This window comes from Rhodococcus sp. PvR099 (assembly GCF_017833315.1).
Lineage (GTDB): Bacteria > Actinomycetota > Actinomycetes > Mycobacteriales > Mycobacteriaceae > Rhodococcus_G > Rhodococcus_G oryzae.
Window position 1 is genome coordinate 1060602 of sequence record NZ_JAFIBV010000001.1, and the last position, 21286, is coordinate 1081887.

The 21286-nt window shown below is 69.1% G+C and carries 24 protein-coding genes and 2 pseudogenes; 9 read left to right on the plus strand and 17 right to left on the minus strand.

Annotated features, from left to right (window positions below; all coding sequences use genetic code 11):
- Nucleotides 1–61 precede the first annotated feature (61 nt).
- The gene (locus JOE46_RS04800; protein WP_209926457.1) at nt 62–217 is read left to right on the plus strand and encodes a hypothetical protein; all 156 of its coding nucleotides are present in this window, start codon (nt 62–64) and stop codon (nt 215–217) included.
- A 7-nt stretch (nt 218–224) separates the two neighbouring features.
- Here the strand turns inward: JOE46_RS04800 and JOE46_RS04805 are convergent, their stop codons facing one another.
- The 6 genes from JOE46_RS04805 to JOE46_RS04830 form a co-directional block, all read right to left on the minus strand.
- Nucleotides 225–1217 (minus strand): diiron oxygenase, encoded by a 993-nt coding sequence (locus tag JOE46_RS04805; protein ID WP_209926459.1) that lies wholly within the window; start codon nt 1215–1217, stop codon nt 225–227.
- A complete protein-coding gene (locus tag JOE46_RS04810) occupies nt 1214–2089 on the minus strand; it encodes a prephenate dehydrogenase/arogenate dehydrogenase family protein (RefSeq protein ID WP_209928960.1) in 876 nt (291 codons plus the stop codon). The genes JOE46_RS04805 and JOE46_RS04810 overlap by 4 nt, the downstream gene beginning before the upstream one ends.
- A 77-nt stretch (nt 2090–2166) precedes the next feature.
- Nucleotides 2167–4251 carry an aminodeoxychorismate synthase component I gene (gene pabB / locus JOE46_RS04815; protein ID WP_209926461.1) on the minus strand — a complete coding sequence of 695 codons (2085 nt, stop codon included), beginning with the start codon at nt 4249–4251 and terminating at the stop codon, nt 2167–2169.
- A 5-nt stretch (nt 4252–4256) separates the two neighbouring features.
- Complete coding sequence (locus JOE46_RS04820) at nt 4257–4631, minus strand: chorismate mutase family protein (protein ID WP_097209711.1); 375 nt, start codon at nt 4629–4631, stop codon at nt 4257–4259.
- A 230-nt stretch (nt 4632–4861) separates the two neighbouring features.
- Nucleotides 4862–5617: an MBL fold metallo-hydrolase gene (locus tag JOE46_RS04825; RefSeq protein ID WP_097209710.1), complete on the minus strand. Its 756-nt coding sequence runs from the start codon at nt 5615–5617 to the stop codon at nt 4862–4864.
- Nucleotides 5618–5662: 45 nt separating this feature from the next.
- Complete coding sequence (locus JOE46_RS04830; protein ID WP_097209709.1) at nt 5663–7153, minus strand: NAD(P)/FAD-dependent oxidoreductase; 1491 nt, start codon at nt 7151–7153, stop codon at nt 5663–5665.
- Between the two features lie 105 nt (nt 7154–7258).
- Between JOE46_RS04830 and JOE46_RS04835 the strand changes: the two genes are divergently transcribed.
- On the plus strand, nt 7259–9307 hold the full coding sequence (locus JOE46_RS04835) for a phage holin family protein (protein WP_097209952.1): 2049 nt from the start codon (nt 7259–7261) through the stop codon (nt 9305–9307).
- Here the strand turns inward: JOE46_RS04835 and JOE46_RS04840 are convergent.
- Nucleotides 9304–10206 (minus strand): LysR family transcriptional regulator, encoded by a 903-nt coding sequence (locus JOE46_RS04840; protein ID WP_097209708.1) that lies wholly within the window; start codon nt 10204–10206, stop codon nt 9304–9306. The genes JOE46_RS04835 and JOE46_RS04840 overlap by 4 nt on opposite strands.
- 137 nt (nt 10207–10343) lie before the next feature.
- Here JOE46_RS04840 and JOE46_RS04845 point away from each other — a divergent pair, with 137 nt between their 5' ends.
- Together JOE46_RS04845 and JOE46_RS04850 are read left to right on the plus strand one after the other, a co-directional pair.
- A complete protein-coding gene (locus tag JOE46_RS04845; protein ID WP_097209951.1) occupies nt 10344–11660 on the plus strand; it encodes an NAD(P)/FAD-dependent oxidoreductase in 1317 nt (438 codons plus the stop codon).
- Between the two features lie 79 nt (nt 11661–11739).
- Nucleotides 11740–13026, plus strand: coding sequence for an MFS transporter (locus tag JOE46_RS04850; protein WP_209926463.1), 1287 nt, complete (start codon nt 11740–11742; stop codon nt 13024–13026).
- Nucleotides 13027–13049: 23 nt separating this feature from the next.
- On the opposite strand, the gene JOE46_RS04855 is transcribed toward JOE46_RS04850, so the two are convergent.
- The gene (locus JOE46_RS04855; RefSeq protein WP_097209706.1) at nt 13050–13436 is read right to left on the minus strand and encodes a hypothetical protein; all 387 of its coding nucleotides are present in this window, start codon (nt 13434–13436) and stop codon (nt 13050–13052) included.
- Between the two features lie 440 nt (nt 13437–13876).
- Between JOE46_RS04855 and JOE46_RS04860 the strand changes: the two genes are divergently transcribed.
- Nucleotides 13877–14218: a transglycosylase family protein gene (locus JOE46_RS04860; RefSeq protein WP_097209705.1), complete on the plus strand. Its 342-nt coding sequence runs from the start codon at nt 13877–13879 to the stop codon at nt 14216–14218.
- Between the two features lie 108 nt (nt 14219–14326).
- Here the strand turns inward: JOE46_RS04860 and surE are convergent, their stop codons facing one another.
- The 6 genes and pseudogenes from surE to JOE46_RS04885 all read right to left on the minus strand — a co-directional run bounded on the left by surE (nt 14327) and on the right by JOE46_RS04885 (nt 17741).
- Nucleotides 14327–14965 (minus strand): 5'/3'-nucleotidase SurE, encoded by a 639-nt coding sequence (surE, locus tag JOE46_RS04865; protein WP_307861254.1) that lies wholly within the window; start codon nt 14963–14965, stop codon nt 14327–14329.
- An 82-nt stretch (nt 14966–15047) separates the two neighbouring features.
- A pseudogene (locus tag JOE46_RS26705) lies at nt 15048–15125 on the minus strand (hypothetical protein); the annotation flags it as partial.
- Entirely contained in the window at nt 15110–16075 is a 966-nt protein-coding gene (locus JOE46_RS04870; RefSeq protein ID WP_209926465.1) for a PfkB family carbohydrate kinase, read from the minus strand. The gene JOE46_RS04870 and the pseudogene JOE46_RS26705, both read right to left, overlap by 16 nt.
- A 51-nt stretch (nt 16076–16126) precedes the next feature.
- The gene (locus JOE46_RS04875) at nt 16127–16513 is read right to left on the minus strand and encodes a hypothetical protein (RefSeq protein WP_097209703.1); all 387 of its coding nucleotides are present in this window, start codon (nt 16511–16513) and stop codon (nt 16127–16129) included.
- Nucleotides 16514–16544: 31 nt separating this feature from the next.
- Nucleotides 16545–17459: a Ku protein gene (locus JOE46_RS04880; protein ID WP_097209702.1), complete on the minus strand. Its 915-nt coding sequence runs from the start codon at nt 17457–17459 to the stop codon at nt 16545–16547.
- Between the two features lie 45 nt (nt 17460–17504).
- On the minus strand, nt 17505–17741 hold the full coding sequence (locus tag JOE46_RS04885) for a hypothetical protein (RefSeq protein ID WP_143548361.1): 237 nt from the start codon (nt 17739–17741) through the stop codon (nt 17505–17507).
- 238 nt (nt 17742–17979) lie between these two features.
- Here JOE46_RS04885 and JOE46_RS04890 point away from each other — a divergent pair, with 238 nt between their 5' ends.
- Together JOE46_RS04890 and JOE46_RS04895 are read left to right on the plus strand one after the other, a co-directional pair.
- On the plus strand, nt 17980–18345 hold the full coding sequence (locus JOE46_RS04890; protein ID WP_143548360.1) for a DUF6292 family protein: 366 nt from the start codon (nt 17980–17982) through the stop codon (nt 18343–18345).
- A 36-nt stretch (nt 18346–18381) separates the two neighbouring features.
- Nucleotides 18382–18609, plus strand: coding sequence for a hypothetical protein (locus JOE46_RS04895; protein ID WP_097209699.1), 228 nt, complete (start codon nt 18382–18384; stop codon nt 18607–18609).
- A gap of 21 nt (nt 18610–18630) precedes the next feature.
- Here JOE46_RS04895 and JOE46_RS04900 read toward each other — a convergent pair.
- The 3 genes and pseudogenes from JOE46_RS04900 to JOE46_RS04910 form a co-directional block, all read right to left on the minus strand.
- Nucleotides 18631–19274, minus strand: a pseudogene (locus tag JOE46_RS04900) (endonuclease).
- A gap of 59 nt (nt 19275–19333) precedes the next feature.
- Nucleotides 19334–19750 (minus strand): Rieske (2Fe-2S) protein, encoded by a 417-nt coding sequence (locus JOE46_RS04905; protein ID WP_097209698.1) that lies wholly within the window; start codon nt 19748–19750, stop codon nt 19334–19336.
- Nucleotides 19747–20133, minus strand: coding sequence for a hypothetical protein (locus JOE46_RS04910; RefSeq protein WP_179800401.1), 387 nt, complete (start codon nt 20131–20133; stop codon nt 19747–19749). The genes JOE46_RS04905 and JOE46_RS04910 overlap by 4 nt, the downstream gene beginning before the upstream one ends.
- Before the next feature lie 103 nt (nt 20134–20236).
- On the opposite strand from JOE46_RS04910, the gene JOE46_RS04915 reads away from it, so the two are divergent.
- Nucleotides 20237–20566: a helix-turn-helix transcriptional regulator gene (locus tag JOE46_RS04915; protein WP_097209697.1), complete on the plus strand. Its 330-nt coding sequence runs from the start codon at nt 20237–20239 to the stop codon at nt 20564–20566.
- Nucleotides 20566–21282, plus strand: a complete 717-nt coding sequence (locus tag JOE46_RS04920; RefSeq protein WP_097209950.1) for a cation diffusion facilitator family transporter — start codon at nt 20566–20568, stop codon at nt 21280–21282. Before JOE46_RS04915 ends, JOE46_RS04920 begins: the two co-directional genes overlap by 1 nt.
- The last annotated feature ends 4 nt before the right edge of the window (nt 21283–21286 follow it).

Sequence of the window (21286 nt, forward strand, 5' to 3'; positions counted from 1 at the left end):
TGCGATCATCCTGGCAGGAGTCTTGCTGACGGGTGGGTGCGGACAACCAGGGACGAACCAATTGCCACAGGAGGTTCTGGTCCCGTTGGAGGCCGTACAGAATCACTTCCCGGAGATCGCCACCCAGAACCCGCCGAGTGAGAACGCCAATGCCGCCGGCATCCCCGATGCGGTCGATCTCACCCGCGAGGCGGTCGAGAGAGCCGAGTCGGCATAGGGCCACGTCACCATCCGTCGCGAATGTCCTCAGCGACGCCCAGTCGCTCGCACAGCCGCCGAATCGCGCTGCAGTCCTGCACCATCGGCTTCCGGTCGCCGTCCGCCGTGACGTCCGCGATGATCGTCCCCGCGCCGGTGACCCGTTCCTGGTCGAGGATGGCCCGCCAGGTGGTGAGGTCGCTCGCGGTGAACGCGTCCACCCCCTCGCGCAGACCCTCGAGCAGGGTGTGCCGGTCGTCCGCGTCGAGCGTGTCGTACACCAGCGTCACCAGGTCGCCGGTGATGGAGGAGTGGCACTGCTCGTCGCGTCGGTGCAGCGCCACGGTCGCCCGGTTCAACGGCTGCACCGCCTCGTCCCCGGTCATCAGGCCCAGGTAGGCGCTGATCGATGTTTCGGCGACCGTGGTGTAGGCGAGGGTCGTCAGCGCCGCGGCCCTCGGATCGGTGTGCCGGGCCACGGCCGCGTGGTGGCGGCGGACCGTCTGGGCCGCGGGCAGCGCGTCCTCGCGCAACGGCCACCCGCGGTGGCGTCGCGTCGCGGCGCTCGCGTTGAGGTGCATCAGGGTGTGGTACTCCTCGTCGACCATCGACTGCAGCGCCGCCGCGCGGTGGCCGTCGCCGAGCCCGGTGCCGAACGCGTCGCGGGAGAGCAACTGGAAACCCGGGTTGACCACGAACTGCTCGATGTCCATCACGTTCTTGTTGTAGGCGATCCACCCCCAGGCCCGCAGCCGGTCCTTCTTCGACTCGTCCAGGCAGCGGTAGAGGTCGTGCTCGCGGAACGGGAGCAGCGCCTCGGGGAAGTCGGCCTTGGCCGGATCGAAGAAGTCGTCGAGCTCGGGTTCGACCCTCCGCACCGTGGCTCGGCGCGGCCAGCTCCTGACCAGGCCGCGGATCACCGCGCTCTCGACCGGATTCGACTCTTCGCATTCGGGCAGAGAGGGCGGCGACAGCAGGCCCTCGAACGTCCCGCCGTGTAGCTCGAACGGACCGGTCACGACTCGATCACCTCCGATCGCACCGACACGTCCTCGGATGCCAGGCCGTGAAAGATCTCCGCACACAAATCCCCGTACCGCCGGGCGCGGTCGCCGAGGGGTCGACTCGCCGCGGCCACCAGCGCGTCGAAATCGGCCTCGGTGCCGTGCTCGACCACCGACGACAATCGGGTCACCGCCGCCGCCAGCGCATCACGTGCCCTGCCCGCCAACGGATTCCCGGCCTGGACGTCGCGGTACACCGCCGGGTTCCCGAGCCCGATCCGGGCCAACAGCGCCAGCGCCACCGTGTGCGGCGGGGTCGCGCTGGCGGCCAGCTCCTCGTTCGTCACGTCGAGCTCGGTCAGCGCGAGGCCGAAGGCCAGCACCGCGGCGTGCGTGAGCGCCTGCGTCGCCGCCACGATCCGGTCGTGCTGTTCCGGTGCGAGCCGGACGATCTCGGCCCCCCATCCGGACAGGGACGCGAGGAACCGGTCGACCTGGTGACCCCCGCAATACGTGACCGCGGCCACCGGCCTGCCGGCCATACCCAGGTCGGGTGCGAACATCGGGTTGACCCCGACGGCCGCAGTCCCCGGCGCGGATTCCGTGAGCGCACACGCGAACCGCGTCTTGACCGACAGCGTGTCGACGAGCACCGCGCTGGGGGAGAGAAGTCCGGGGAGAGTCGGGGCGGCGGCCAGCGCGACCGACTCCGGCACGGCCAGCACCACCAGGTCCGCGGAGCGCAGCGCCGCGACGAGCTCCCCGGTAGGGGCCGTCAGGTCCGCGGCCATGGCATCCGGATCGGTGATGGCGTCCGTGCGTGCCGCACAGCGGGGATCGACCACCAGGACCCGGACCCCGTCGCCGCGCAGCAACGCCACCAACATCGCGCCGACCGATCCCGCACCGCCGACGACGGCGGCGGTGCGGAACTGCGACGACGCTCGCGCAGATCCCGTGTCGATCACGGTCCGGCCTGGTCCTGATGGTCGATGTTCATGGACAGGCAACGTTTCATGGTGACGGCCTTGACCATCGTCTCCTCGTACTCCTCGTCCGGGTCGGACATCGCCATGATCGCGCCACCGGCACCGAACGTCACCTCGTCGGCGGTGGCGACCAGGGTCCGGATCACGATGGAGAAGTCAGCGGTGCCGGTGAGCGAGAAGTACCCGATCGCACCCGAGTAGACCCCGCGCGGGCCGTCCTCGAGCTTGTCGAGGATCTCGAGGGTGCGCACCTTCGGCGCCCCGGTCATCGACCCGCCGGGGAAGGTCGCCCGGATGCAGTCCACCACCGATACACCCGGCCGCAGGGTGCCGCGGATGGTCGAGACCAGTTGGTGCACGGGCGCATAGGTCTCGACGTCGAACAGCTTCGGGACGTGCACCGAGCCCGGCACGCAGACACGCGAAAGGTCGTTGCGGACCAGATCGACGATCATCAGGTTCTCGGCGCGATCCTTCTCGGCCTCACCCAGGTCGCGGCGCAGGGCCTCGTCGGTGTCCGGCGAGAACGACCGCCGCCGGGTGCCCTTGATCGGCTTGGACTCGATCACCCGATCCGCGCCGATCCGCAGAAAGCGCTCGGGCGAGGCGCTCAGGACCGAGATCCCCGAGAACTGCAGGAGCGCGTTGTACGGGGTCGGGCTGATCTCGCGCAGGCACGCATAGCGGTCCAGCGGGTCGATCGGCCCGTCCACGGTCCCGGTGTTGGTGAGGCACACCTCGTAGGACTCGCCGGACCGGATCTCGCTGAGGCACTGCTCGATCAGCGCGAGATAGGCGTCCCGGCTGTGCCGGAACCGTGGCTCGGGGTCGGCATCGAGATGGACCAGCGGGGGCGGCGCCGGCGGTTCGTGGGGGACCACGTCGAACTCCGACAGCGCGGCGGCCGTCTCGGTCAGCCAGCGGGTGCCCGCCGGGTCTCCGGAACCGTCGTCGAGCGCGAGCAGGTAGCAGCAGTCGGCCTCGTGGTCGAGCACCAGGGCTCTGTCCGCGAAGACGACGGCGGCGTCCGGGTTCGACGAGGTGTGGACGAGCTGCCCACAGGTGTCTGCCTTCAGCTCGTAGCCGAGGTACCCGACGTACCCGAGGCAGAAGCCGAACGGGAGGTCGGGGCGGGGGGCCACCGCGCGGGCGCGCAGCTGCTTGTCCATGTAGTCGAAGAAGGTGCTGTGGACCTCCCGCGCGAGCTTTCCCTGCTGGTGCACCCGCACCGTGGTCTCGGTGACGCTGTAGGTGACGTACTCGGCCAGCGGGCCCGAGCAGTCGCCCATGACGGAGAACCGCGAGTCCGGCTCGAGCGCCGCGCTGCCGTCCAGCCAGAAGCTGTTCGGGCCGTGGGCGAACAGCGCCTCGTAGATCTCTTTGGGATCGAATGGCCGGTCGATGCGCATGCTGTCGACGCGATAGCGGGGTTCGGCCAGCGGCAGCGGTATCGGGCGTGCCGTCGCCCGGCGGGAGCGCGCCCGCGGGGTCAGGTCCCGGAAATTGGTCAGCAGCGCGCGACCGTGATCGGTGCAGATGGACTCCGGGTGGAACTGAACGCCCCAGAGCGGCCGCTCCTTGTGGCGCACCGCCATCAAGAGGCCGTCGCGCGTGTGTGCCAGCGCCTCGAGCCGATCGTCGAGATCCTCGACGATCAGGGAGTGGTACCGGACCGCGCGGAAGGGCGAGGGGATTCCCGCGAACAGTCCTTCCCCGGTGTGATGGACCTCGGAGACCCGCCCGTGCATGGGGAACGGCGCGGGCAGGACCTGGCTCCCGAACAGGTGGCACAGCCCCTGGTGCCCGAGACACACTCCGAGAACGGGCAGATCGCCCTCGGTGATCGCGGCGGCGCTGATGCCGAAATCCCGATCCCGGTCCGGCCTTCCCGGCCCCGGCGAGATGACGATGTTGTCGTGGTCGGCCAGGTTCACCGACGCCCAGTCGACATCGTTCGACACCACGGTCGGCGGTACGCCGTTCACCTCGGCCAGCAGACTGTAGAGGTTGTAGGTGAAGGAGTCGTAGTTGTCGATGAGGAGCGTTCGCGTCGGCGTCATGGGCGTCAGCCCCCACGTCCAGACGGCCCGCGCGCCCCCTCGGGCTCGGATCCGTCGGCGTCGATGATCAGGTCCTCGACCCGGCAGGTCTCACGGATCAGCAGCTCGTAGAGCGAACGAAAGAAGTCCGGGGACAGCTCGTGCTCGACCGCATAGGTCTGCGCGCGGTCCTGGACCACCCCGATGCGCTGCGGCTGCATCATCGGTATGGAGTTCCGCCTCTTGAGTCGGGCGATCCGGGTACACACGTCGATACGTGCGCGGACGTCCTCGAGCAGGTGCTGGTCCACGTCGTCGAGCTCGGTTCGCAACACCTCGAGCTCGCGCTGCGCCGCCGAGAATCCGTTTCCGGCCCCGTGGGAACCATTCGACGTGTCCATCCGCCGCCGCCTTAGCAATCTGGGCTGACCTGCACCGACTTCGATCGATGCACACCAGCCGAGGTTCGTCAGCCTCGAGCAGAACTCCGGGTAGAGAATCTTCCAATCTTCTCACGGGGGAATACGCCCAAGCCACCCTTTTCATCGAATCCTCGACCCCCGACGTTACCCAGTTCCTGGTCTGTCCTGCGGCCGATGCGGTCTCTCTTGGGTTGCTCTTGCCGGTCGCCTCAGCTCGACTCGCCAGGACGCAGTTCGGTGGCGGTGAGACCCGCCTCCTCCATCCGGCGGACGAACTCGGCGCCGGGCCCGTAGAAGCGATCGGGGCGCACGGAATCGAACCCCATCGGCCAGAGCGTGCCGAAGTGCACCGGGATCGCGGTGCGGGCACCGACCGCGACCGCCGCGCGGACGGCCGCGGCCGGGTCGAGGTGCCCCGGCCCGAGACTCGGCCCCCACCCGCCGACCGGGACGAGCGCCACATCGCACTCGGGGATCCAGTCCGACATCGATCCGTACAGCGCGGTGTCCCCGGCGAAATACGTACGCCCCTCGCCCTCGATCACGTAGCCGAGCGCCCGCACCCGGTGCGGCCCGCGAGGCCAGCGACGACCGTCGTGTTCGGCAGGGACGGCGCGGACCAGCACCCCGCCGATCCGCACCTCGTCGCCGGGACTCACCTCGATCAACCGATCGCCGAACGCCCGGAGCCCCGACACCTGGCCGACCGCGCCGGTGGGAACGAGGATCGGGACGTCGCCGCCGATCAGCCTCAGCGAGGGCAGATGCGTGTGGTCCGCGTGCAGGTGGGACAGCACGACCGCGTCCGGGAGCAGGGGAGTGTCGAGCGGGTTGGGCCCGCGGCGCCGCCGCAGGTGCGCGACCCGGTCGGTCAGGATCGGGTCGGTGAGGATGGTGGTCCCGCGGTCCGTGATCGAGACGGTGGCGTGCCCGTGCCATCGGGCCCGCGGTGTTCGATCAGACATGGCACCCACGATCCCAGACCAGCCGATCCGCCGCCCGGCGAGTGATCAGCCCACGACGTCCGCACGACGGGCACCCGCAGCATCGGCCCGGACGAATTCCATCGCGTCCTCGACGGATCCGAACTTCAGCATCGCGATGTCGAGGGCGTAGTTCTGGTAGAGCCGCCACGGCTTCTTCGATCCCTGTTTCGGGAACTCGTGGATCGAGCGCTGCACGTACCCGGACGAGAAGTCGATGATCGGCATCGTGGTGATGGACGGATCGACGTTGCGGGGCGTGCACTGCCGGTAACCGTCGGCGGCCATGTGATTGAGCAGCCTGCACACGTACTCGCATGTCAGGTCGCACTTGAGCGTCCACGACGCATTGGTGTAGCCGATGCAGCTGGCAAAATTGGGGACGTCGCTCAGCATCATCCCCTTGTAGCTCAGTGCCTTTGCGGCATCGACGGGGGCGCCGTCCACGCTCAGCTCGACCCCGCCACCGACGATCAGCTTCAGCCCGGTGGCCGTCACGATGATGTCGGCCGCGAGCTCCGTCCCCGACGCGAGGCTGATTCCCCGTTCGGTGAACGTCTCGATCCGATCGGTGACGATGTCCGCCCGGCCGTGCCGGATCGCCCTGAACAGATCGCCGTGCGGCACGAAGCACATGCGCTGATCCCACGGGTCGTAGCGAGGCGTGAAGTGGGCATCGACGTCGAACCCGGCGGGCAGTTGCGCCTGCACCTGCCTGCGGAGCAGTCGCTTGACAACTCCGGGCGCCCGGCGGCTCATCGTGAAGAAGAGCATGAAGCGCAGCACGTTCTTCCAGCGGACGATGCCGTAGGCGAGCTTCGACGGCAGGACCGCGCGCAACCGATTCGCCATCACGTCCTCGTCCGGCACGGACAGGACATAGCTGGGCGAACGCTGCAACATCGTGACGTGGGCGGCGGACTCCGCGATCGCCGGGACCAGCGTCACCGCGGTCGCGCCACTGCCGATCACGACCACGCGTTTGCCCGCCCAATCGATGTCGTCGGGCCAGTGCTGTGGGTGCACGACCCGGCCCGCGAATCGGTCGACCCCCGCGAACTCGGGGGTGTAGCCCTCCCGGTAGTCGTAGTAACCGCTGCACATGAACAAGAAGTTGCACGTGAGGCGCACGACCTCGGCGGTGGGGCCGCGCTGCGCCTCGACCGTCCACCTGGCGTCCGCGCTGGACCACTCCGCGCGGATCACCCGATGGTCGAACCGGATCTTCCGGTCGATTCCCTGTTCCCGCGCGGTGTCGCGGACATAGCTCAGGATCGACGGGCCGTCGGCGATGGACTTCGCGTCCGTCCACGGCCGGAACGAGTACCCGAGGGTGTACATGTCGGAGTCCGATCGAACACCGGGATATCGGAACAGGTCCCAGGTCCCGCCGATCGCGCCGCGCGCCTCGAGGATCGCGTACGTCTTGTCCGGGCATCTCGCCTGCAGGTGATACCCGGCCCCGATCCCGGACAGGCCGGCACCGACTATCAGGACGTCGAAATGGTCGATCGCCATGGCTGCCACCGCCGTCGTGGGGAGTGTTCCACCTCGAACCTAGCACCGCGCCACACTGCATTCCGGCCCGTTGGACACCTACGATCCAGGTGAATGGAGGTGTGCATGCGCACTCTGGGATCGGCGGCCCGAACCGTCACCGAGTTCCTCGTGCTGTGGCTGATATCGGCCGCGGCACTGATGGTGATCGACGCGGTGCTGCCCGGCGTCGAGCTGGCCAGCACCGGCGCGCCGGGCCCCCTCGGATCGGCTCCGAGCGCGCTGGCACTGGCCCTGCTGTTCGGTCTGCTCAGCACGGTGCTCTGGCCGATCCTGCTGAGAGCCATGCTGTGGGTCGGACCGGCGCTGCTCTTCCTGTTCGTCTTCGTCGGCAGCGGTCTGATCATGCTGCTCTCCGTGCGCATCCTGCCGCTCGCCACGGCGGAGAGCGTCACCGACATCATCATCCTCGCGGTGCTGTTGTCGCTGGTGAGCTCGGCGGTGTCCGGTGCCATCGCTTCGCGGCGCGACGACACCTACCGCATGATGCTGGTGCGTCGACAGCGGTTTCGATTGCGCCGCAAGAGGTCACCCGACAGTGGTTCGGATCGTCCGGGACTGCTGTGCATCCAGATCGACGGGCTTGGTCACAAGGTGTTGCAGCGCGCGATGCGATCGGGGGTGGTCCCCACCCTCGCCGCGATGGTCCGCGACGAGTCCCACCGTCTGATGCCATGGCACACCGACTGGAGCAGCCAGACCGGTGCCAGCCAGCTCGGGATCCTGCACGGCAGCAACCACAACGTGCCGGCCTTCCGGTGGTACGACAAGGCCACCAAGAGGATTGCGGTGTTCAGCAATCCGAGCGACAACGCCGAACGCGAGCGTGAACGCGCGTCGATACCCGGACTGCTCGCCGACGGGGGAGCGAGCCGCGGAAACCTGTTCTCCGGCGGCGCCGAGGACAACGTCCTGGTGGTCAGCAGAATGAAGGGCGCCCGGATGGGCGGCGGCGGCACCGGATATGCGGACTACTTCATCGATCCGGCGAGTGCGGTCCGTACCTTCATCCGACTGGTCGCCGAGGTGCTGCGCGAGATCCGCCAGGCCTGGCACCAGCGCAGACGGGACATCCGGCCGCGGGTCCGCCGCGGCGGGATCTACCCGCTGGTGCGGGCCTTCACGACCGTCGTCGAGACCGACGTCGTGGTGGCCGCGGTCATCGGCGACATCATCAAGGGCCGCAACGTGATCTACGTCGACCTCGTCGGCTACGACGAGGTCTCACACCATTCCGGGGTGGAGCGGCCGGAGACCCTCGCGGTGCTGCGCAAGCTCGACGCGGAGATCGGCATGATCGCCGCCGTCGCGGCACAGGCCGACCGCCCGTACAACATCGTCGTCCTCTCCGATCACGGCCAGAGTCAGGGCGAGACGTTCACCGGCCGCTTCGGCGAGACCCTCGAGGCCCTGGTCCTACGCGAGTGCGAGGCGGGTCGGCCGCAACCCCAGCACGGTCGGTGGCTGCACCACGACAAGGATGTCCCGGACCTCGGCGCGCAGGGCCGAGGCGCCGAGGGCCTCGGGTACGCCGCCGCGAGCCTGCGGGCCACGCCGCCGCCGGACCGGGTCACCGCGCCGCCCGAGCGACCGGTGGTGCTCGCGTCGGGGAACGTCGGACTGGTGAGCTTCCCGCTCGCCGCCGGTCGCGCGACGATGCGCTGGATCACCGAGCACCATCCATCCTTGCTGCCCGCCCTCACCACTCATCCCGGGGTGGGGTTCGTCCTCGTGGCCCGCGAGGGCAAGGGATCGATCGTGCTGGGAGCGCACGGCAGCGTGGAAGTCGACACCGGATTCGTCGCGGGCCAGGATCCGTTGGCGGACTTCGGCCCCGGCACCCTCGAGCGGATCCGCAGGACCGACGGCTTCGACAACGTCGCCGACATCATGATCAACGGCCGGTACTGGCCGGACACCGGCGAGATCGCGGCGTTCGAGGAACAGGTCGGCTCGCACGGCGGGCTCGGTGGTCCGCAGACCCGGCCGTTCCTGCTCTATCCCGCGCACCTGCCCGAGCCGCCCGACGAGCTGCACGGCGCGGAGCAGGTACACCGGGTGTTGAGCGGCTGGCGCGACCTCGCGGCGGCCGAGGCGCGCGCCGGCTTCGGCTAGTCCTCGGTCTGACCCGTCGGGCCGCCGTCCATCGATTGGCGGAGCGCGTGCATGACGCTGGCAAGGGCGGGCGAGTCCGCGCCGCCGGTACGCACCACCCCGCACACCGGGATCCGGAGCCTGCTGTTGGCCTCGCGCATGAAGCAGAGCCCGGTTCGGGGCGTCTCGGCCGCCGTGCTCGCGTACAGCACGGTCCACGCCCGCGGGTTGGTGATGACCTCGAGCGTCGCGGCGTGGTCACTGGCGATCGACGGCCCCAGCGAGACGCGGCGCCCGATCTCACGGAAGGCGTCCTCGACCACGGTGTGCAGCAGCACCTGGCTGCTGCGCGGCGGGAGCAGCAGCTGATACGGGGCCAGCTCGCCCAACTCGACCGTCGAGAACGCGGACAGCGGGTGTCGGCGCGAGGTCACGATCACCAGGTCGTCGACGCCGAGCCGCACCGTCTCCAAGCCCGGCCGATCCGCCCGCCCGCGGATCAACGCGATGTCGGCGTCGCCCGAGGCGACCGCGTCGATACGCTCGGTGAAGCTCTTGATGACGAACTCGATGTCCACGTCCGGATGCGACTCGCGCACGCGGGCGATCGCGTCGAGGCTCTGCGCCGCGAAGCTCATGTTCGCGGTGATCCGGATCCGGTTCCTGGGCTCGCGCACGACGGAGTACGCCTTGGTCTCCAGACTCAGCACCTGCTGGGCGATGGGGATCAGGCGGGACCCGGCCGGGGTCAGCCGCACCACCCGCGTCGACCGCTCGAACAATGGGGCGCCGAGCTCCTGCTCGAGCCGGGTGACCTGGTGGCTGACGGCGGATTGCGAGATGAAGCACCGTTTCGCGGCCCGACTGAAGCTCAGCTCCTCGCTGACGGCCAGGAAGTAGCGCAGCTGCCGAAAGTCCATGCTCACATTCTATTCATTAGCAATCCAGATAAGAGAATTCTCGATACCCGGAGCTAGCTGGCGAAACACCGGAATGCATCCCTACGGTGTAACTCATACATCAGATCGAGCTGGAGGTTGTCGTGGTCGACGCAGGGATGGACCGGACCGAGGTCGTCATCGTGGGCTCGGGGTTCGGCGCGCTCGCGGCGGCGAAGAAGCTGGCGAAGGCCGGCACGCCGTTCGTCCTCATTTCCGAGACCACCGAGCACCTGTTCCAGCCGCTGCTCTACCAGGTGGCGACCGGCGTGCTCTCGGCAGGCGAGATCGCTCCCTCCATCCGCGCGATCCTCGCGAAGTACCCGAACGCCGACGTCCGGCTCGGCCGGGTCGTGGATGTGCACGCCGACGCGAAGGAACTCGTCTACGAGGCCGCGGGTGAACGGCACACCCTCGGCTACAACTTCCTCATCGCGGCCACCGGTGCGCGCCAGTCGTACTTCGGCCGCGACGAGTTCGCCAAGGTGACCTACGCGCTCAAGACCGTCAACGACGCGAAGCGGCTGCGCGACCAGATCGTGCGCTGCTTCGAGGAGGCGCACACCACCACCGACCCGGAGCGCGCCAAGAACCTGCTCAGCTTCATCGTGATCGGCGCGGGCGCGACCGGCGTCGAGCTCGCCGGTCAGATCAAGGAGCTCGCCGGCCGGTACTTCGAGCAGTCGATCCGCGGCATCACCGCCGACGACGTCACCGTCACCCTGGTCGAAGGCGCCGGTGTCGCGATGCCCGCGTACGGCGGCAAGCTCAGCGAGTACACGAAGGCCTCGCTGGAGAAGTCGGGTGTCGAGGTAGTGCTGAACACGCTGGTCACCGACATCGACGAGCACGGCGCCACCTTCAAGGCGCACGGCAGCGAGGCCGGGGTGCGGCGCACCGCCGAGACGATCGTCTGGTCGGCGGGCGTACAGGCCAACGACTTCGCGGGCGTGCTCGCCGAGCGCACCGGCTGCGACACGGACCGGGCGGGCCGGCTGCTGGTCAACCCGGACCTGACGGTCGGCGGCCGCGCGGACATCTTCGCCGTCGGCGACATGACCTCGCTGAACAACCTGCCGGGCCAGTCCCCGGTGGCCATGCAGGGTGGACGCCACGTCGCCAAGACCGTTCTCGGCAAGACCCCGCGCGGCACCGCCTTCAAGTTCCGCGACAAGGGCTCGATGGCGATCATCAACCGCTTCCGTGCGGTGACGAAGGTGAAGAGCATCGAGCTCACCGGCTTCATCGCCTGGGTGCTGTGGCTGGCCGTGCACATGGTCTACCTGGTCGGGTTCCGCAACCGGTACATCGCGGTGATGTCGTGGTTCGGCTCGTTCCTCGGCCACCGGCGCCCGCACTTCCACTACGCGCAGGAGCCGTCTCCGGTGGGAACGGTCGACGCCGACGCCGACGACGAGGTGCCGGTCGCCGCCTAACCGGGCGTGACCGTCGGGGTCGGACGCGCGGCGCAATAAGCTGAGTGCGCCCGCGCGTCCCGACCCCCGAAAGACACTGATGGACACCACCTCTCCCGTCCTCGTCGACGATCTCCGGGCGAGCACCCAACGCCGCACGCTGATCGTGGTGGTGACCTCGCAGATCCTCGGCGGCGCCGGACTGGCCGCGGGCGTCACCGTCGGCGCGCTGCTCACCAAGGAGATGCTCGGGTCGAGCCGATACGCCGGGCTGTCCTCGGCCCTGTTCACCCTCGGGTCCGCGGCCGCGGCGCTGCTCGTCGGGCGGGTCTCGCACCGCCTCGGCCGCCGGACCGGGCTCAGCATCGGCTACCTCGCGGGCGCGGCGGGCGGCGCCGGGGTGGTGCTCGCCGCGGTCATGGACAGCCTCCCGCTGCTGTTCGTGTCGATGTTCGTCTACGGATCCGGTACCGCCACCAACCTCCAGGCCCGGTACGCGGGAACCGACCTGGCCGAGGCCTCGCATCGGGGCCGGGCGGTCAGCACGATCATGGTCGCGACCACCTTCGGCGCGGTGGCGGGGCCGAACCTGGTTGAGGTGATGGGTGACCTCGCGGACGGGTGGGGCATTCCCGTGCTGGCGGGCCCGTTCATCCTGTCCTCGGCCGCATTCGCCGCCGCGGGCATGTTCCTCTTGGCGTTCCTGCGGCCCGATCCGCTGCGCGTCGCGCGACAGCTGCAGTCCGAGCCGGTCGTCGCGGGCGGGGAAGTACCGCCGGAGCCCGACCGGGACACGCAGCGCCGGGGCATCCTCGTCGGCGCCACCGTGATGGTGGTGACGCAGATCGTGATGGTCGCGATCATGACCATGACCCCGATCCACATGATGGATCACGGACACGGCCTCGGACAGACCGGGATGGTCATCGCGATCCATGTCGCGGCCATGTTCCTGCCGTCGCCGCTGACCGGCATGCTCGCCGACCGGTACGGACGGATCCCGGTCGTGGTCGCGGCCGGTGTCACCCTGCTCGCGGCGGGCATCCTCGCGGCCCTCGCACCCGCCGATTCCGTGGTGCTGCTCTCCGTCGCGCTGGGTCTGCTGGGGCTCGGCTGGAACTTCGGGCTGATCAGCGGCACCGCCATCCTCACCGACTCGACCCCGCTGGCGACGCGGGCCCGCACCCAGGGTTCAGTCGACCTGTGTATCGCGCTCGCCGGTGCGGGTGGCGGCATCGTCAGCGGGATGGTGGTCGCCTCGAGCAGCTTCGCGGTCCTCTCGCTCGGCGGCGGGCTGATCGCGCTGGCGCTGATCCCCGTGCTCGCACTGAACCGCAGGCAGGCGCAGGCGGCACCCGAACCCGCTCGGGCCGGCACCACGTCATGACCTCGGACTGACCGCAGCGCCTCTCATGGCATCCGCAACCGGGGCACCGGCGGGACCCAGTCGGGGTCGCGGGTCGTGACCGCGAGCTCGTCGATCACATGGGTGGACCAGGCCAGGAGCCCCGTGATGTCGAGGGCGTGCGGCGGCCGGTCCTCGTACGACCCGACCAGATCCCGTCCCCTCCGCAGCCGGGCCGCCGCCACAAGGGATTCACCCCGCAGCGCCCGCTCCATGCCATCCGCCAGCTGCCACAGGCCCTGCCAGAGTTCCAACTCCTCAGGGGGCGCGAGCACCGATTCGGCCTCCAGCAGGTCCCGCGCCCGCGCGGGATCGCCGTGATCCATCAGTCGCTGCGATTCGGTGATCGCGGCGCCGAGGTCGAGCTGTGGCCCCCAGGAAACATCGGCCATGTACCGAATCTAACCCCTCCGACACGCGGCGACCAGGGTCCACGGGGGACATCACGACCGAACTGAGAGTGTCACGAACGGGTCCAACGCAACCCGACATGCGGGACCATACGAGTGACCTTCGTCACATTCAGGTAACGAAATGGATACGTTTCGAGATGTTTAGATCTCGGTCGTGACCTGCGGGGGAGGCGGAGACAGCCCTCGGATCTGGACGGGTGTCCGTGCGTCGGGACCGCCAACCGAGGGGTGCGAGGGCCCCCGAACTGCGGCTACCGTCGCTTCCGGTTCACAAACGAGAACCGCCACCGGCTCGCCCACCTTCGCGAACTGCCCAGCGAGATCCGGTCCGACGCAACACATCAGGGCAGTGACGAGGCCAACATCGCCGCGGGGCAAGACCCCGCCGCCCGCCTCGGATGCAGGAGAGGACCCATCACATGTCGATCAACCATGCACGCCGGACCGCCACCAAGACCCTCGGCTGGATCGCCGCGACCGGCGCCCTCGTCGCCATCCCGATGGGACTGGCCGGCGGCACCGCGAACGCGGCAGGTCACAATTGGGACGCGGTCGCCGAGTGCGAGAGCAGCGGCAACTGGGGCATCGATTCGGGCAACGGATTCTCCGGTGGCCTGCAGTTCACCCCGAGCACCTGGGCCGCCTACGGTGGCCAGGGCCACGCCGCGAACGCCTCCCGCGAGGAGCAGATCCGCGTCGGCGAGAACGTGCTCGCGAGCCAGGGCCCGGGCGCATGGCCCGTGTGTGGCCAGTACCTCTGATCCGACCCGGTTGCCGCCCGAGATTCTCGGGCGGCGGCCCCAACGGGCACTCCGGCGCCCTGCGGGTGTGACAGGCAGTGTCCCGAGCGGGCACTGACCCAGTCGACCTCACGCGCTCCCCGGCATCGGGTCGAGGTCCTCGCCCGCACAGGTCAGCGCCTCGATATCGATCTCCGCGGGCTCGAACGATGCCCGCACCGCGGTCGCGGTCACCCAGCCGCGGCGCAGGAGCCCCGCGTCGGTCCTCTCCGCCTCACTGATCTCCGCCTCACCGCGGCGGATCTGGGTGAAGGTGACCGTGAAATGGTGCTGGTCCCGCCGATCCAGCTCCGCCTGGACCGCGCCGAAGGCGGCAAGTGGAGCCGCCCGCAGGCCGCGTACCTCCGATAGCGGGAGGTCAGCCGCATTCACGTTGAGCACGACGCCCGGTACACCCCTCGAGGCCGCCCACTCGATCGCGCGCCTGGCGACGGCGGCCGCTGTCTCCCAATGCTCCGGGCGAGGGCTGTCGACCGACAGGGCGACCGCCATTGCGCCCAGACCGGCGCCGGTGAGCGCGGCACCGACCGTCCCCGAGTGCAGGATCGCGTTGCCCGTGTTCGGCCCGTGATTGATCCCGGAGAGCACGAGATCCGGCGCAGGACCGAACGCGCCTTCGGAAGCGACGAACACGATCAGTGCCGGAGACGCCTCCACGGCGGTCACCTCCACATCGGGCGTTCCGTCGAACCGCCGCGGAGACAGCACCAGGCGACCCCCGTCCTCCAACGCACTGAACGCGGTCGACGTGCGGCGCCGCCACCACCACCTCCAGACCTGCGTCGACGGCGACGCGGGTCAGCAATTGGATGCCGGCGCTGTCCACGCCGTCGTCGTTCACGACCAGCGCCCTCATCGACGGGACCATCCCGCGGCGGGCCTGACGACGACCGTGTCGGCCAGCTTCGTGATCACCTCTCGCTGCCCGGACCCCAGACCCCGCCGGGTCACATTCAGAGCGCCTGCGGCCGCGCCGAGCTTGAGCGCGTCCCTCATACACGCCCCGGACGCGACCGCAACGGCGATACCGGCAGTCATCGAATCTCCCGCGCCCCGGTGATCCGCCGGTCGTAGCGGCGGGGGCGGCACCTCCCACAACTCTCCGCCCACCAGTGCGAGCGCAGGATCGCCCGCGCGGGAGACGACGACGGTCTCGGCGCCCTCCGCGTGCAGCCGTTCCATCGCCGTGCCCAGCGAACCGACGTCCGCCGAGGCCGCGAATCCGTCCTCGACGAGTTCTGTGTGACTGACCTTGAGGACCGTCAACCCGCCGCGCAGCGCGGCCGACAGCGTCGCTCCCGACAGATCGGCGATCACCGGAACACCGAGCTCCCTCAGGTCACCGACCAGGCGCGTGTAGACCTCGACCGGAACCACGTTCTCGGACCGGCTCCCCGCGAGCACCGCAACGCTCGACGACATGCCCTCACCGAGTGCCGTGCCGTACAGATCGTCCGCCTCATGCCTAGACAGACCGATCGGATCGATCTCGACGATGACCTCCCTCGTCCCACCGCGGCGATCGTGGATGTAGGACCCGTTCGGGCCTGCGACCGGCACGCCGCGCACGTCGATGCCTTCCCCGGCGATCAGGTCGGTCAGGATTCCACCCGTCTCGCCGCCGAAAGGGCCGCACAGCCGCACCGCGAGTCCCAGCGTCATCGCCATCCGGCCGATCCAGCAGCCCTGGCCGCCCGCGTGGACGTGCAGCTCCGGACCACCATCGGGTCGCGGCTCGATCGTGATGGTCAACACGGGGTCGGGAGCGAACACGAAGGCAGAACGTTCCTCCGTGGCGCCGCTGTCGCCGGCGGCCATGGGCGACTCCTCAGATGCCGAACCGCCCAGACGCAGGGCGGTCCCGCGCTGTCAGGTTCGCTGCTCCCGGTCTGGCGGCGCGATCCGCTGGGTCGCGTCGGGGTCGATGGCGTCGGCCCGTTCGAACTGCCCGTCCAGTTCCTCGCGTGACTTGGCGGCATCGGTCGCTCGGGCTCGAGCGCGCTCCTGCAACCGCTCGGCTTCGGCCTTCTTCACGTCGGCCTCTGCCTCGGCGATTCGTGCACGCGCGGCTGTCTTGTCCGCCAGCGCCTCCTCCTGACCGACCTCGTGAGATTGCGCGGTGGCCCGTTCACGAAGGTCGGCTGCCTCGGCGCGCTGATGCCGTGCCCGTGCGTTCCTCGTCATCCAGACCGCCGCGGCCGCGAGCACCACGATCACCACAATCACGACGATCCAGATGACAACGTCCCTGTCCATGTCGATGTGCCTCCTCGTACGGAGTCCGGCCTCACGATGAGGCCGACTTCTTCTTCGAGCGCGTACTGCGACGTCGCCCGTCCTTGCTCCCCGACTTCCTGGTTCCCGCTCTGGCCCTGCTGCCACCCGACTTGCTCGTCTTGCGTGACTTGGGCGACGTGGCGTTGCGTCCTCCCGAGGCCTCCACGCTCGCGGACAAGGCATCCAACAACGAGGAGATCTCCTCGTCGGCCTCGGCGGCCGGCGCCTGGGGCTCGGTGACCTCGTCGCCCGCGACCTTCGCCTCGATCAGCTTCTGCAGTGCCGCGCGGTAGTCGTCGTCGAATCGCTCCGGTTCGAACACCGGCTCGGACATCGCCTCGATGAGCGAACCCGCCATCGCCTTCTCCTTCGGCTTCACCTGGGGCGCATCCTCTTTCACGAAGGCGAAGTCGGGCGTCCGGACCTCGTCGGGCCACCGCATGGTGTTCACCATGATGACGTCGCCGTAGACACGGAGCACCGCAAGGGATTCGCGCTGCCGGATCGCGATCTTCGACACCGCGACCTGACCCGACTTGTGCAGCGCATCGCGCAGCATCACGTACGGCTTGAGTGCAGATTGCTGCGGCGCGAGGTAGTAGCTCTTGTCGAAATAGATCGGATCGATCGATTCGAGCGGCACGAACTCCACCACCTCGACGGTTTTGGCGCTGGACAGCGGGAGGACGTCGAAATCCTCATCGGTGAGGATCACGACGCCGTCGTCGGTCTCGAAGCCTTTCGCGATCTCCTCATAGGGCACCTCGGCGTCGTCGAGGGTGCAGACCCGTTGGTATCGGATCCTGCCCCCGTCGGCGGCGTGCACCTGGTGCAGGGGGACGTCCTTGTCCTCGGTCGCCGCGTAGAGGCTGACCGGGATCGCGACGAGTCCGAACGTCACCGTGCCCTTCCAGATCGAGCGCACACCGTCACCCTCTCCACCTCGTATTGGCCACGCCTGCCGGCAATGTCAGAGCGTGCAATCGATGATGCGCATGCCGTGCATCGACGGCTTGGCGCTCACTGCATGGGTGCTCTCGGTGTTCTCGAGCAGCCTGCGTCCTTCGGCCGTGTTCAAGCAGCACACCCCCAGCTTGGCCGCCGCGCTGAGCACGAGGGCGTCGTCCGGGGTGCAATTCCCATCGAGCACGTCCTCGGTCGCGATCGCGCACAGCGAATCGGAGCCGACGTCTTGGGTCACGCTCACGCCGTGAGCGCTCGCCCATTCCGAGAACTCAGACAGTTCCGACGGGTCTCCGATGAGCACGACACTTCGCCTGCCTGGCTCGGATCTCATGAGGTAGCCCTTCTCGCCGGGGCGGCAGTCATCTCCGCCCTCTATCCCAGGATTGCCCGTAAGGACCCCACCGAAACCCGCGCACGGGAACGCGACGATGTGCATCCCGACCGGTTTCGGGATCCCCTGGGATGGGAACACCCGTGGCATGAGCAGGCGGAGGCGGCGAGCGCACGACAGTGCGGATTTCGACGTCAGCAACGAACCCGGGTTCCGGCGCTACGTCGAGGCGGTTTCCGCCGCGGTCGGGGCAGATCCCGAGCACGTGCACTGCACGTTCTGCACAGCGGGGCCGGCCTCGGAGGCCTACATCGCGGTGCCGGGCCGGCGGGACGCGTTCCCTGGGCGGGAGGTCGCGTTGCTCTGGGTGCCGTCCGGCGGATGGCAGCTCGCCGTCGAAACCTCCTCGACCGAGGACATGATCATCCTCGGGAGTACGACCGGAAGCCCGGTACCTCAGCCGAGTGCCGTGATGGCGTTGTGCGAGGACTACCTGCACCCGAGTCCGAGATGACCGTCGACGAACCGCCCACGGGCGAGGGGAGTGACCATGAGTAGCAAACCGGAGTTCGTCGCGAACCGGCTCGACGAGATCATTCACGAGTACGAGTCGGACGCCCCGGCAGGTCCCGGCGCCGGGGCACCCGATGGGACGACGGAAGGCCCCCTGGTGATCGCGCAGCGCCGCAGGGCGGAGCTCGATACCGCCACCGACGAGCGCGTCGACGAGATCGCCGCGGAGTATCCCTCCATCGCGGAAGCCTGGTCCGCAACCTGATCCGCCCTGCGTGCGTGGACGTCACGTCCGGCCTGTCTGCGCGCGAAGGTCCTCGTCGAGCGACGCCCGGACGAGCGCTGCGGCCAGTTCGCCGAGCCGGTCGGGCGGGGCGAGTTCGGCGAGCCTGTGCGGATCGGTCGGCAACCGGAGGCCTTCGGCCGATTGCGCGGCTCGCTCGTCGAAGTACGGCCGAACCCAGCTCCACACGTCCTGGACCGCAGGAAGATCGCGGCTCCGACCGGCCCGATCCCGTCGAAGTCGGTGAGAAGCCGGGTCGCCTTCGCGACATCGTGATCGCTCTCGCGGGCGAGCCTCCGTAGGTCGTCGCGGTACAGATCCTCGACGCGGGCGGCTGCGTTCTTGAGACGGGTCGCCGTGCGCTCGTCGTATCGGACATAGTGGCCGCGCCCCAGCGCGGCGATGATGGTGCGGCGCTCTGCCGCGCGCACGGCGCGTGGGCTGCGGAGACGCGCGCGGAACAGCTCTGCCGCGGCAGCGACCGCGATGTCGGCGGAGATCCTGGTGCTGAGCAGCAACGCGAGAATCAACAACTGGAACAGCGGCGCGGGGGTGTCCTTCAACCGGATTCCGGCTTGCGCCGCGTAGGTGTTCCCCGCCTCGTCCAATAGCGCCGAGACGATCGTGCGGTCGGTGTCGCTTCGCATGAACCGAGGGTTGCCCGGAAGTCGGGATCGAAACCGCGCAGGCCGCCCCGACCCGCTCGTCACTCGACGGTGAGCATGTCCCCGGCGCGGGTGACCGCGTAACCGGCGAGCGCCTCCCGCGCCGGTGTGCGGACCACCGAACCGTCGGCGATCGAGAAGCGACTGCCGTGGCAGGCGCAGTTGATGGTGCCGTCGCTCACCTCGGACACGAGGCAGCCCTGGTGGGTGCACACCGCCGCGAACGCCCGGTAGACGCCCGGTTCGGGCTGGGTCAGGACCAGTTGGTGCTCGGCCAGGACGATCCCGCCTCCGACCGGGACCTCGGAAACCGGAACCCGCGCGGGTTCGGTGCTCCGGTCCTTGCCGACGGCCGCCACCCCGGTGCTGCAGCCCGCGACGGCCAGGCAGCCGGTCGCGCAGGAGGCGGCCAGGAAGGCTCGGCGGGGCATCGAGCCCGCCTGATCGACGTCGGTCATGCGGGAACCACCAATCCGGTCAGGTACATCAGCATGATTCCAACGCCGATCCCGCCCAGGACCACCGGGTCCACGGACGTGCGATCGCGGCCGTGCAGGGACGGCGTGATCTGGACGATCACCTGGATGATCGCGCCGACACCGACACCGACACCGACACCGAGCAGCAACGCGGAGACCTCGGCGTTGCTGACGCCCGCCCCGAGGGCGAGCTCACCGACGGCATAGGCGGATCCGTTGGCCAGGCGCCCAGCAGCAGGCCCGCCGAACCCGCCAGCGCCCCTCCGATCAGCAGCTGACGCCGCGACGGCGCGCTCGCCGAGCCGCCCTCGATCGGGGCGACGGGCATGGCGCGCGCAAAATTTCGATTGATCACATCGCAAAGTTTGAAACACCTAACTTAAGTGTTCATGCCATCTTCATCGCCGGAGCCGGCAAGTTCGATGCAGGGTGTTGTTAATACAGATAAATCTGTATTATTGACATATGGACACCCTGGTGAGCAGCGACGCACTATCGCGGTTCGGATACGCGCTGTCGGACTCGACGCGGTCGCAGATCCTCTTGAGCCTGCGCAACGGGCCCGGATACCCGTCCGATCTCGCCGACAAGATCGGCGTCTCACGACAGATCCTGTCCAACCATCTCGCGTGCCTGCGCGGCTGCGGCCTCGTGATCGCGGTTCCGGAAGGCCGCCGTAGCCGGTACGAACTCGCCGATCCGCGGATCGGCAGAGCGCTCGAGGACCTGATCGGCCTCGTCCTCGCGGTCGATCCGTCGTACTGCCCCGACGCCGCGACCGAGGAATGCTGCTGATGGCGTCGAACCTCGGACTGCCCGCAGCGCGTCCACGGCCAGGGGCACCCGCACCCGACGAGGCACGTAAGCGGGTCCTCTCGCGCCGGATCCGGCTGTTCGTCGGCGCCACGATCAGTTACAACATCATCGAGGCAGCGATCGCGCTGACCGAGGGCACCCGGGTCTCGTCGGCGGCGTTGATCGGGTTCGGCCTCGACTCGGTGATCGAGGTGTCCTCCGCGGCGGCGGTTGCCTGGCAGTTCGCGGGCCGCGATCCCGAGGCCCGCGAGAAGGTCGCCCTGCGGATCATTGCCTTCTCCTTCTTCGCCCTGGCCCTCTACGTCAGCATCGACGCGCTCCGGTCCCTGTTCGGTCTCGGCGAGGCCCGCCACTCGACCGTGGGCATCGCGCTCGCCGCCGTCAGCCTGGCCGTCATGCCCGTCCTGTCCTGGGCGCAGCGGCGAGCCGGCCGCGAACTGGGGTCGCTCTCCGCGGTGGCGGACTCCAAGCAGACCCTGCTCTGCACCTACCTGTCGGCGGTGCTGCTGGTCGGGCTCGCCCTCAACAGCCTGTTCGGGTGGTCCTGGGCCGACCCGATCGCGGCCCTCGTCATCGCCGTGATCGCGGTGAGGGAGGGAATCAACGCCTGGCGGGGCGATCCCTGCTGCCCCACTCCGGCGGCCGGACGGCCGAGCGACGACACGGCCGATCCCGACTGCGACTGCTGCGACTGAGCAC